Annotated in this window: 7 protein-coding genes; 1 reads left to right on the top strand and 6 read right to left on the bottom strand. The window is 70.3% G+C overall.

Going from position 1 to position 12,080, the window contains the following annotated elements; all coding sequences use genetic code 11:
- The 6 genes from ACFVH5_RS33695 to eccD all read right to left on the bottom strand — a co-directional run.
- Positions 1 to 2,471 (bottom strand): AAWKG family protein (locus ACFVH5_RS33695; protein ID WP_385837484.1); only part of this gene is annotated, 2,471 nt, incomplete at its 3' end.
- A gap of 91 nt (positions 2,472 to 2,562) precedes the next feature.
- Positions 2,563 to 3,030 (bottom strand): type VII secretion system-associated protein, encoded by a 468-nt coding sequence (locus ACFVH5_RS33690; protein WP_189773764.1) that lies wholly within the window; start codon positions 3,028 to 3,030, stop codon positions 2,563 to 2,565.
- Between the two features lie 208 nt (positions 3,031 to 3,238).
- On the bottom strand, positions 3,239 to 3,547 hold the full coding sequence (locus ACFVH5_RS33685) for a WXG100 family type VII secretion target (protein ID WP_107018902.1): 309 nt from the start codon (positions 3,545 to 3,547) through the stop codon (positions 3,239 to 3,241).
- A gap of 85 nt (positions 3,548 to 3,632) precedes the next feature.
- The gene (locus tag ACFVH5_RS33680; RefSeq protein ID WP_384814876.1) at positions 3,633 to 3,968 is read right to left on the bottom strand and encodes a hypothetical protein; all 336 of its coding nucleotides are present in this window, start codon (positions 3,966 to 3,968) and stop codon (positions 3,633 to 3,635) included.
- Positions 3,969 to 4,461: 493 nt separating this feature from the next.
- Positions 4,462 to 6,051: a type VII secretion protein EccB gene (gene eccB / locus ACFVH5_RS33675; protein WP_385837483.1), complete on the bottom strand. Its 1,590-nt coding sequence runs from the start codon at positions 6,049 to 6,051 to the stop codon at positions 4,462 to 4,464.
- A 56-nt stretch (positions 6,052 to 6,107) separates the two neighbouring features.
- On the bottom strand, positions 6,108 to 7,514 hold the full coding sequence (gene eccD / locus ACFVH5_RS33670; protein ID WP_385837482.1) for a type VII secretion integral membrane protein EccD: 1,407 nt from the start codon (positions 7,512 to 7,514) through the stop codon (positions 6,108 to 6,110).
- Positions 7,515 to 7,990: 476 nt separating this feature from the next.
- On the opposite strand from eccD, the gene eccCa reads away from it, so the two are divergent.
- The gene (gene eccCa, locus ACFVH5_RS33665) at positions 7,991 to 12,028 is read left to right on the top strand and encodes a type VII secretion protein EccCa (protein ID WP_385837481.1); all 4,038 of its coding nucleotides are present in this window, start codon (positions 7,991 to 7,993) and stop codon (positions 12,026 to 12,028) included.
- Positions 12,029 to 12,080 lie beyond the last annotated feature (52 nt).

The following is a 12,080-nucleotide window of genomic DNA, read 5'->3' as shown; positions in this document are numbered from 1 at the left end:
CCGTCGTCACCCAGCGACGTCACCGAACCGTCCGGGTTCGTCACCTTCAGACCGTCACCCAGATCCTGCGTGGTGACATTGCCGTCCGGCGACGTCGTGGTCAGCGTCCCCGTGTCCGGGTCGAACGACGTGGTGCTGCCGTCCGGGAAGTCGGTCGTCAGGTCGCCGGCGTTGTTCAGCTGCGTACTGGCGCCGGTCGGGCCGTCGAGCACCCCGTCGCCGTTGGCGCTGCCGTTGAGGTCGGTGAGGCTGCCCAGGTCGGTCGTCGTGGTCGTGCCGTCCGGGTTGGTGGTGATCGCCTGGCCGGTCGTGGGGTCGACGGTCTGGGTCGTGCCGTCGGGGAACGTGGTCGTCAGCTTCCCGTCGTCACCCAGCGACGTCACCGAACCGTCCGGGTTCGTCACCTTCAGACCGTCACCCAGATCCTGCGTGGTGACATTGCCGTCCGGCGACGTGGTCGTCAGCGTCCCGGTGTCGGGGTCGAACGAGGTGGTGGTGCCGTCGGGGAAGTCGGTGGTGAGCTTGCCGCCGTCGGCCTGCGTGTTGCCGCCGGTCGGGGTCTTGAGGGAGTTCAGCGAGCCGAGGTTGCCGAGGTTCGAGGTGACCGGCCCCAGGTCGGTCTCGCCGTTGCCGTTGCCCTGGCCGTTGATGCCGCCGAGGTCGCCCAGGCTCTCGGTGGTGATGTCGTTCTTCTGGTTCAGCAGGTCGTCGAGGCCGTCGAGGTTCTGCTCGTTGACCCCGTTGGGGTCGTTGATGCCTCCGAGGCTCTCCTGCACGGCCTTGGCCTGCTCCTCGGCCTCGCGCTTGGCCTCTTCCTGCTCGCGCTTCTGCTCCTCGCGGAGTTCGTCCGCGTACTTCTTGTCCTCGTCGCGCTGCTGGTTCTGCTCGTTGCGGAGTTCCTCGGCCTCGCGCTTGGCCTCCTCCTGCTCCGCCTTCTGCTCGTTGCGGAGTTCGTCCTGGTACTTCTTGTCCTCCTCGCGCTGCCGGTTCTGCTCCTCCCGCAGCTCGTCCTGGTACTTCTTGTCCTCCTCGCGCTGCTCCTCCTGCTCCTTGCGGAGCTCCTCCTGGTACTTCTTGTCCTCCTCGCGCTGCCGGTTCTGCTCCTCCCGCAGCTCGTCCTGGTACTTCTTGTTCTCCTCGTTCTGCTTCTTGATCTCCTCCTCTTCCTCCTTCGCCTTCTTCTCCTCGTACTCCTCCGAGGCGGTGCTGGTCGACTTCGGCTTGGGCACGTTGTCCGCGAAGTCCTCGCCGAGTTCGAGGAAGTGGTTGTTCAGGTTCGACTGCACCGTGGCGGCGGGCTTGCTCAGGTAGTCCTCGACGCCCTGGCTCCAGACCTTGACCGCCTTGTCACCGACCTTGGCCCAGTTGGCGATGTCGGTCAGGTCGCCGTACTCGGGGTGCGTCTGGGTGAAGCCGCCCTGCGGGCTGTGCCGGACGGTGGTGGTGTAGCGGTTGCTGGTGGACGTGATGTTCGTCTTGGCGACGTTGTTCGCGTCCACCCACTGGGCGAGGTCGTCCAGGACGTAGCGCAGCACCTGGTGCGGGTCGTAGTACGGGGACTTCGCCCAGGCCAGCCAGGCCTCCAGCAGCTTGCTGGCGGAGTCCTCCAGGTACTTGCGGCCGAGCGACAGGGCGCGCGAGTACACCGTGTTGCCGGTGCCGGTCTCGTCGCCGGTGCCGGCCGAGGAGTCGAAGGTCTCGATGTAGGCGTCGTAGTTCTCGCGGATCTTCTTCAGCAGGCTGCGGAAGACTTCCGCGGCCTCGCCCTTCCAGCTGGCGTCGTCCTTGCTGAAACGGTCCTCCCAGTCCTTCAGGACCACCTGGTGGTCCCGGAAGAACTTGGCGGCGTAGTCGAAGGACTCGCCCGTCCGGTTGAAGGAGCTCAGGTCCACCGCGTCGCTGCCGCCCACGCTCAGGTTGCTGAACCGGGCGTTCTGGGTGCCGCCCCTCAGCAGCTCCAGGAGCGCCGTCCGCGGCCCGTTCATGTACCGGGCGAGCGGGATGGTGGACATCTTGTCCTTGTTGTAGTCCGTGAACTCGTTGCCCTCACGGACCTGCGCGTCATTGACGTTGTCGGAGCCGGGACCGGCGAAGATGATCTCCTCGCCGGCCTTCACGCGGCCCTCGAACACGATCCGGGCCTGCATGATCTTCGTCTTCTTGCCGCCGTCGAAGAAGAAGATGTCGTAGTCCTCGCCGGTGTTGGTCAGGAACCCGGAGTCCTTGACCATCAGGCTGAGGCTGCGCTCCTTGATGTCCATCCGGAAGAGCTTGCCGCCGTGGTCGGAGCGGAGCGTGTCGAAGACGGTGCTGCGGTCCGGCACGGGATAACCGGTGATGTGCTTGACCAGGGTGGCCCAGACGTCACTCGACGGGTCGCCGGCATTGTCGAACTTGTCGAGGTTGGTGCCGGAGTTGGGGTCGTAGCGATCGGCCACCGGGCGCCCTTTCTGGTCGGTTGTCGTCCGCACCGGCACACCGTGTCTTCGTACGGGTGCGCGAGCGTGGGTGTCTTACGGAACGCGCGCCGGCCGGTCGCGGCCACCGCCGGCACAGGCGGGGTCAGTCCTCGTCTTCTTCTTCCGTGCCGCCGGCCGTGAGGGTGTCGACCTCTTCGAACGTCTGCAGCAGGGTCTGGGCGTCGATCGCGTCCAGGTTCTTGTTCTTGGTCTTGTTGGCCTCCTCGATGGTGTCCGAGAGGGCTTCCTTCAGCTCTTTGAAGAGATCCATCTGGTCGCCCAGCAGCTTGTCGATGGCCTCCGCGGTGGTGCGGACGCCCTCGATCAGCTTCGGTCCCGAGACCAGGGGCTCGGTGGCCATCTTGCCGATGCGCAGGAGCTGCTGGTTCTGGTCGAGGTTGTCCGGGGTGGTGTGCCCGTCGACGAGGTGGCCGAGCGGGCGGATGGTGGACCCGTCGCCCTCTTCGCGGTGCTTCTTGGCCGCCGTGTAGACCGGCTGTACCTCGTTGTCCCGGAAGTTCTCCATCTGCTTGAGGTCGAAATGCTTGACGTCGGCCTTTTCACCGGCCATGGGACGATCTCCTGCTGCTGGGTGCCGGACGGGGGTACGGACGGCCCGGTGGGCCGAGTGGTGCGGTGCGTGCGGCCGGCGGCCGGCCCGGCGGGCCCGGAGCCCGGGTCCACCGGACCGGCCGTCGATCACACGCGCACGACGCCCGGCCCTCGCACACGCCCTCGATACCGCCGAGGGGATGCTCCGGCCGGACACGGCTCGGACCCTAACGGGCCCGGACGTTGCCCCAGTTGTCGGCGCTCTTGCGCTCGTCACGGGAGTGGTTGTCGTGGATGGTGCGGATCAGCTCGCCGTTGTCGCCGAGGAGCCTGGCCATGTTCTTGGTGGCGTTGTCCCACTCCGCCTGGACCACGCGGTACTGCTCCTGGTCCGCGCCCTCCCAGGTGCTGACGAGCGGCTTCAGCTCGTCCTCAAGGTTGTTGAGGGTGTTGATGATCACCTGGGTCTGCTCCAGCAGTTCTTCAATGGCCTGCTGGACCTTGGGGTATTGCACATCGATGATGCCGTCGGCCATGACATCTCCTCTCGAAGGCCGGGCGCCTGGCCCGGGAAGCTCACGAAGTCCGGCTCCACCGAAGGAAGCCGGTACCGCGGGTGGGTCAGCTCAGTGCTTCGAAGACGCCCTGGCTGGTCTTGCTGTTGAGAACCTCGGTCAGGTCCTGGTTCTCCTTCGCCAGACGGTTGGCGGAGGTCACGTTCTCCTGGAGCGCGTCGATCATCGTGCTGATCTGGACGACGACCTTCTGCGCCTCGGCGTTCCAGCTGCGGAAGAGCTTCAGCAGTGCCTGGCCCTCGTCACCGCCGACTCCCGAACGCGCCGCGATCTCGGCGACGTTGTTCTGGGTCTTCTCGACCGCGTTGCGGGCCGACTCCAGAGAGGAGACGCCCCCCAAGCCCTTGGCATAGTCCGCTTTCCTTGCGGCGCTGTCCGCCATGTCACGCTCCCTTCGTTCAGGCGCGTCTCACGCACCGTTGCCCGCTGAGGCTAAAGAGAAAACAGGGTTCCGCGCAACGCGTGCAGGCAAGATGTGAGTAACAGCCGGTTCGGTAGAATTCGCCTGTATGGCAACGGAGTTGTGCGAACGTTGCAGCCCGGTGAACACGCGCAGCCCTACTTCCCGGGATACGGCGCACCAACCGCCCCCGAACAGCATGGGAAGCGGGCGGAAAGCGGGCACGCGATGAGTCCGAACGGTCACGGAGAAGCATCGCTCCTGGCAATGTGTACGTTCCCATCCGTATTCCGCGGGTGGGATCCGCCGAAATATTTGAGCTTTTCCTGAGGTTTCACCTTCGTGTACCGCCGAGTAGGACTCTCTGCGCCGCGCCATCCGGGCCGAGTTCGGCTCGACGTTATCCCGCGCCCGTCCCTTTCGTATTCCTTTTCCCGGCGCACCACGGCTTCGCCGCGGGAATCGGGATGCGGTGTCAGCCCTTCGAAGCGGCGCTCGCCTCCTCGACCTTGCCGGTGCCCGCCGGCTTGCCGGGGCCCCCGGCCTTGCCCGGCTGCTCGGCGGTGCCGCACCGGGGGGCCGTGACCTTGGGTTCCGTGACGCCGACGGCGGCGGCCGGATCGAGGTCCGCACCGGTCGGGAAGGCCGCGAGCAGCGGAGCCGGGACCGAGCCGATGTCGGAGGCCTGGTACCCGAGTGCCGCCAGCGATTCCTTGGCGGAGAGGCGGTACTTCACGCCGTTCTCCGCCACCAGGTACGTGGTTCCTGCGTGCGCGGCGCCACTCGCGTGCAGGGCCCGCACCAGGGCGCCGTGCCCGGGACGTACCACCGTGGCCTCCGTGGGCACACAGGCCGCCTCCAGGGGCTCCGCGGTGCCCGCGGACACGGCGACCGGGGTCAGCTCGGTCAGCGGGACCAGGACCGACCTGATCCGTACGCCGCCGTCGTCGCCGTCCACCTGGGCGCAGAGCGCGCTGCCGCGCTCCGCGGACTGCGGGAGGGGCGGCGCGTCCGGCAGTTCGGCGGAGGCGGCGTCGGCCGCGTCCTTCGCCGCGTGCTCGCGCAGCGCGTCCGCGCCGACCGTGCGCACGTCGGGCGACTGTCCCTCGTAGGCGTCCTTCTGGGTGGCCGGGTCGCCCAGTACGAGGGCGGCGCCGAGCCGGGTCAGCGGCACCAGGCCGTCCTTGCGCAGCAGGTGGTAGGTGCTGCCGCCGCCGACCACGCTGACCTTGAACAGCTGGCCGACGCGGCTGGCCTCGCCGCCCAGTTCGGGGCCCTTCTCGCCGCGCCCCGGCACCGCGGGCGGCTTGAGGGCGGGGCCGGGGGCCAGTGCGTCGAGGAAGGCCGCCGAGACGGGCATCGGGTCCTGGGAGCCGTAACCGAGGGCGGTGCGGGCGTCGGAGGCGCGGTCGAGCGGCAGCCTGCTGCCGCGCCACACCAGGTACTCGGTGTCGTCCGGGCCGCTCACCAGCACCCCGCGGTCGCGGCCGATGCCGCGCGAGTCCAGCCGCATCCCGGCCGCCACGGTGGTGGCTCCGGGCTTGTCGACGCCGGTGGTGGCCACGACGCCCGAGGTGTTGGGCAGCGCCCCGTCCGGCCCGGTCACGCACATGTGCCAGGCGCCGTCGTCGAGCTGCCCGGAGGCCGGTACGGCGTCGGGGGCGCCGGGGATGCCGACCGGGGAACCCACCGGGACACCCTGCAGGGAGGGGGTGTGCACGTCGGCGGTCGCCAGGTCGGAGCCGCCGATCAGCTTCGCCGAGGCGTAGTTGCGTACCGGGTGCAGGACGCCGTCGGTGCCGGTCCACAGATACCGGGCGCCGGTGTCGCGGTTGACCACCAGGTGTTCACCGTCGCGCCAGCCGTCGTTCCCGCCGGGGCGCAGCAGGCCGTACACGGTGGCGCCCGCGCCGATCAGGACGGTCACCAGGACGCCGAAGACCACACCGCGGGTGGTGCGCCCGAGCGGGCTCTCCGGGGCGTCCGGGTCGGCCATCAGCAGGCCCGAGCTGAGCCTGCCCATCATGAAACTGTGGGCGTGTACCTGGTCTCTTTTGGACTGCACGGCCTCTCCTCAACTCCTTCTGCGTGCCGGGCGTGCGGGTGTGCTCAGCGGGGTGCTCAGCCGAACAGGCCGCGCAGCCAGCCGAACAGCCCCGCGGCCCAGAGGGCGAGCGGCAGCAGCGCCACGGCGAAGCCGGTGTGCGCCAGTTCTGCCGCGCGGCCCCAGTACGGCAGCACCCGGCGGCCGGGCACCGTCCAGGCGGCGATCACGAGGGCGGCGGCGGCGCCGAGGAGCACCGCGAAGACGACCGCGCGTCCGGTGCCCTCGTGGCCCGCCGCCCAGGCGCGGGCGAGCAGCAGCAGGCCCAGGACGCCGGGCACGGCCAGGGTCAGCCGCTGCGAGATGTGCACCAGACCGCGGCAGTGCAGGAGCATCAGCAGGGTCAGTCCGAGGGCCGTCAGCGTCTCGGGCAGGTTCGGTTCCTCGGTGAGGACGATCAGGGCCGCCGACGCGATGACGCCGGTGGCGGCGAAGAGCGCGGTGACCCAGCGTCCGGCGAGCATGGTGCGCTCGGCGACCTCGTCGCCCGCGTAGGGCTCGATGCCTTCCTGGAGCTGGGCTGCGGAGGACGGCAGCGAGGGCAGCCGCATGCCGGCCAGCTTGAAGGCGAACGGCGCGACCGCTCCGGCGGCGAGCGCGACCACGGTGGCCACCAGCGCCACCGAGGCCTGCACGGCCAGGCCGGTGTAGCCGATGAGCCCGCCGGCGATCGCGGTGGCCACCGAGACCACCGCCGTCGCGAACAAGGCCGGGGCGCCGACCGCGGTGGCGGCGAGCGCGAGGACCGCGCCGCCCGCGCCCGCCGCGCCCGCGGCGAGCAGCCGCGCGCCGATGACCTGGCGTGCGTCCGCGCCGGTCAGGTCGCCGCCGGGCAGCAGCCAGCCGGCCAGGGCCAGGCAGGGCGCGACCAGCAGGCCGAGCGCGGTCGCGGAGAGGCGGTCGCCGACCGCGCGGCTGGCCGAGCCGGCGCCCGCGAGCAGCAGCAGGCCGGTCACGGCCGCGTAGGCGACCCGGGAGAACCCGGTGTTGGGCGTGCCGGGCCACAGGACCAGCGCGAGTGCGGCCAGCACGGTGGCCGCGGTGGTGCCCACCAGGAGCGCGCGGGCCGCTTCGGGGTGCCAGGTGTTCAGGCGCCGCCCGGCGGTGTCGGCTATCCCGTCCACGAGGTCGTCGAGGCGGGCCTCGGGCAGCGCCTCGGTGTGCGGGCGCAGATAGAGCACGGCGCCGTCGGAGAGCCCCGCGTGGGCGAGGGTGGTCTCCTCGTCGAGTGGTGCGTCTCCGAGCTGCTGGAGGACCCAGCCTGCGTGGTCGAGGCCGGCTTCTTCCGCCTCTTCGCCGACATATCGCAGCAGCGTGGGCAGCAGATCGGCGACCGGTACGTCGGCCGGCACGGCCAGATCGACGGAGACGCTCGGCGCACGTACGGTCAGGCGGCACAGTTCGGCCACAGCGCTGTCGGTCATCAGCGTAACTCTCGTCTTCCGTGGGGGCTTTGACAGGAGGACTTCCCCGGGGCAGTGGGAGGGCCTCCCCGGGAGAGGGATGTGCGAAGAGTACGGAAGGCCCGCGTGCGGTCGGGAACGGGGGTGCCGGGCCGGTGAATTTGGTCCGCGCGGCCGGCGACCGCCCCTCCCGCGTGGACAGGTCGCGTTCCGTGAATGCAGACTACTGCCTACGCCCGCCGGATCGTGCTGCGGACCGGACGCATTGTCCGGTATGGAGTTGTCCAACACGGGAGTTGACCGTCCCCGCTATCCGCTCGAAACATTCACCCGGCGTTCCCCGGATCGCGGGGGACCCGGACAATGTGCTCGGTGCGGTCTTTCCCGCTGCCGGGTGCGCCGGTATTCGGTGCGGGCCGGAAAGCCAGTAAAACCGGAGGTTCTGTTCCTTGAGTGTCGTGCTGTTTCGCCGGCCGGCCCGCAGACGCGGACCGCAGATGCCCGAGGGGCAATTGACCCTTCAGGAGCCACCGGTCCTTGCCGAGACCGTGCCCGACACCTCGGCGATATGGACCTATTTGCCGATGGCCCTGATGTCGGTGTCGATGATGCTGATGTTCCTGCGCCCCGGGGGCGGCAACGGCGTCTTCATGTATCTGGCGATGGGCGTCATGGCGCTCTCCGCCGGTGCGATGCTGCTGGGGCAGCTGATGCGCCGCTCCAGCGAGCGCAAGCAGCGTCTGAAGGGCGAGCGCCGCGACTACCTCCGGTATCTGGCGCAGACCCGCAAGCGGGTCCGGTCCACGATCACGGAGCAGCAGCGGGCGCTCGCCTGGCGTCACCCCGACCCCGCCTCGCTGCGCTCGCTGGCCCGCACCTCCCGGCTGTGGGAACGCCGCCCGGCCGACGAGGACTTCGGCGAGGCGCGGCTCGCGGTCGGTGAGCAGCAGCTCGCGCTGACCCTGCAGCCGGTCTCCACCCGCCCGGTGGAGGACCTCGAACCGCTGTGCGCGCACGCCCTGCGCCGGTTCATCCGCGCGTACTCCACCATCCCCGAGCAGCCTCTCGGTCTCTATCTGCGCTCCTCGGCCCGAGTTCTGGTGCGCCCGGCGGAGGCTCCCGGCCAGCCGGCGCCCTCCGAACCGGGTGTGCCCCCGCAGGGGGAGAGCGGCACGGCCGAGGGCGGCACCCTGACCGAGGGCCCCGGCGCCGAGGCCGTACGTGCTCTCGTGCGTGCCGCGCTCGCCCAGCTCGCGGTGTTCCACGCGCCGGAGGAGCTGTGGATCGCGGTCTGTGTCAGTGACGAGCGGCGGCCCGACTGGGAGTGGGTCAAGTGGCTGCCGCACGCGCTGCACCCGCACGAGGAGGACGGCGCGGGCCAGGTCCGCCGGATCACCGCCGAACTCACCGAGCTGGACGACCTGCTCGGCGCCGAGTTCGCCGAGCGGCCCGGCTTCGACGCGGATGCCCGCCCCGGCCGTGACGAGCCGTACACCGTCGTCGTCCTGGACGGTGTCAGTGTCCCCGAGGGCCATCGCTGGGAGGGGCAGGGCTATCGCAACGCCGTGGTCCTCGACGTCTCCGGGGCGCTGCGCTGGCGGCCCGGCCGCAACACGCTGCGGCTGACCGTCGCGGCGGACCGGGTGAGCCTGGTGCGCACCGACCGCAGCCGCAAGGAGCGTTCGGTGGCGCTCGGCCGCCCCGACCGACTCGGCCCGCTCGGCGCGGAGTCCCTGGCCCGGCTGCTCACCGCCCGCCGGATCAGCCTGGGCACCGACATCTCGCAGCCGCTGGAGACGGACGTCGAGCTGACCACCCTGCTCGGCATCCCCGACCTGCACCGGCACGACCCGCAGACCCTCTTCAGCAAGCACATCGGCTCCGGCCGGCTGCGGGTACCGGTCGCGGTCGGTGTGGACGGCCGCCCGGTGGAGCTGGACATCAAGGAGTCCGCGCAGGGCGGCATGGGCCCGCACGGCATGCTCATCGGCGCCACGGGCTCCGGCAAGAGCGAGCTGCTGCGCACCCTGGTCCTCGGCCTCGCCCTGACCAACTCCTCCGAGACCCTCAACTTCGTCCTGGTCGACTTCAAGGGCGGCGCGACCTTCCTGGGCCTTGAGGAACTGCCGCACACGTCCGCCGTCATCACCAACCTCGCCGACGAGGTCGCCCTGGTGGAACGTATGCAGGACGCCCTGCACGGCGAACTCATGCGCCGCCAGGAGCTGCTGCGCTCCGCGGGCAACTACACCTCCGCCCTGGAGTACGAGCGGGCCCGCGCCGCCGGGACCGACCTCGCGCCGCTGCCCAGCCTGTTCGTGGTGGTCGACGAGTTCAGCGAACTGCTCTCCACGCACCGCGAGTTCATGGACCTGTTCGTGATGATCGGCCGCCTCGGACGTTCACTAGGAGTTCATCTGCTGCTCGCCTCGCAGCGCCTGGACGAGGGCCGTATGCACCAGTTGGAGAGCCATCTCTCGTACCGCATCGGTCTGCGTACGTTCTCCGCGATGGAGAGCCGCGGCGTGCTGGGTGTACCGGACGCCTACCAGCTCCCGGCCTCGCCCGGCAACGGCTACCTCAAGTCCGGTGTGGAGGCCCTGACCCGGTTCCGGGCCGGCTACTCCTCGGGCACCTACCGGCGTCGTACCGGCGCCGTGGTCCAGGCCCGGGTGGCCAGCCAGGTGGTGCCGTGGACCAGCGGCTGGGTGGTGCCCCGCACGCTGGAGGCCGCGCCCGAACCGGAGCCGGAGAACGAGGAGAGCGAGGAGGACGAGGAGACCCTGCTCGCCGTGGCCCTCGACCGGCTGCGCGACTCCGGCCCCGCCGCCCACCAGGTGTGGCTGCCGCCGCTGGACGAGCCCACTCCGCTGGACGCGCTGCTGTCCGGCCTCGCCCCCGATCCGGTACGCGGCCTCACCGCCGCCAACTGGTCCGGCACGGGCAGGCTCCGGGTTCCGGTGGGTCTGGTGGACAAGCCCTTCGACCAGCGCCGCGACCCCCTGGTCGTGGACCTCTCCGGGGCCGGCGGCCATGTCGCCATCGCGGGTGGTTCACAGAGCGGCAAGTCCACCCTCATGCGCACGCTGATCGGTGCGCTCGCCCTCACCCACACGCCCGCCGAGATCCAGTTCTACTGCCTCGACTTCGGCGGCGGCGGTCTCTCGCAGCTCGCCGCGCTCCCGCACGTCGGCGGTGTCGCGGCGCGGCTCAACCCGGAGCGGGTGCACCGGGCGGTCGCCGAGGTCATGACGCTGCTCGCCCGGCGCGAGCAGTTCTTCGTGGACCACACCATCGACTCCATGCAGTCCTACCGCCGCCGCCGGGCCGCCGGGGAGTTCCCCGACGAGCCCTTCGGCGACGTGTTCATGGTGGTCGACGGCTGGTCGACGGTCCGCCAGGACTACGACGACCTGATCCAGAAGTTCAACGAGCTGGCCGCCCGCGGTCTCAACTACGGCATCCACCTGCTCATCACCACCACCCGCTGGGTGGAGCTGTCCGCCCAGGTCCGCGACCAGGCCGCCACCCGCCTCGAACTGCGGATGGGTGACCCGATGGACTCCGAGATCGACACCCGCAAGGCCCGTTCGGTGCCGCGCAGCGGTGGGCGCGGCATCACCGCGGACACCAAGATGCACTTCCTGGCCGGGCTGCCCCGCCTGGACGGCAGCGGCTCCCTCGAAGACCTCGGCGACGGTGTCGGGCACCTGGTCGCGGAGGTCGCCAAGCACTGGCCCGGCGCGCCCGCCCCGCAGGTCCGGATGCTGCCGCACCGGCTTCCGCTCGCCGAACTCCCGGCGCCCGAGTCCACCGAGGGCGACGGCATGCGGCTGCCTCTCGGTATCGACCAGGACGCCCTGGAACCGGTCTGGCACGACTTCAGCCGCACCCCGCACCTGGTGGTGGTCGGCGACACCGAGAGCGGAAAGACCAACCTGCTGCGCCGCATCGTGGAGGGCATCACCACGCGGTACTCGCCCGCCGAGGCGAAGATCATCGTGGTCGACTACCGGCGCACCCTGATCGACACCGTCCCCGCGGAGTACCGCATCGGGCACGTCATCTCCCTGGACAACCTCAAGGAGACCATCGAGGGCGCGGCGCGGGCCATGAAGACCCGCGTCCCGGGGGCCGACATCGCTCCGGGCCGGATGCGCAAGTGCGACTGGTGGACGGGACCGCGCCTGTTCATCCTGGTCGACGACTACGACATGGTGTCCGGCAGCTCCTTCCAGAGCCCCATGGAGCCGCTGTTCGAGTATCTGACGCTCGGCTTCGAGATGGGCCTGCACCTGGTGGTCGCGCGCAGTGCCATGGGCGCGGGGCGCGGTCTCAGCGACGGTCTCATCCGCCGCCTGGACGAGGCCAACAACCCGGCGATCCTGCTGTCCTGCCCGCCCACGGAAGGCCGCCTGTTCGGCAACGCGAAGCCGCGCAACCTGCCGCCCGGCAGGGCCCTGCACATCGCCCGCCGCCGCGAGCGTCTGATGCAGACGGCACTGGTGGACGAGCCTGCGCCCCAGACGGACTGAGGGCAAAAAGATTGCGCCGTTCCCCGCGCCCCTTTTCAGGGGCGCGGGGAAC

The sequence above is a fragment of the Streptomyces sp. NPDC127119 genome (assembly GCF_042677425.1).
In the GTDB taxonomy this organism is placed as follows: Bacteria; Actinomycetota; Actinomycetes; order Streptomycetales; family Streptomycetaceae; genus Streptomyces.
The sequence above is the reverse complement of the archived record's forward strand: the minus strand, read 5'-3'. Positions and strand labels throughout refer to the sequence as shown.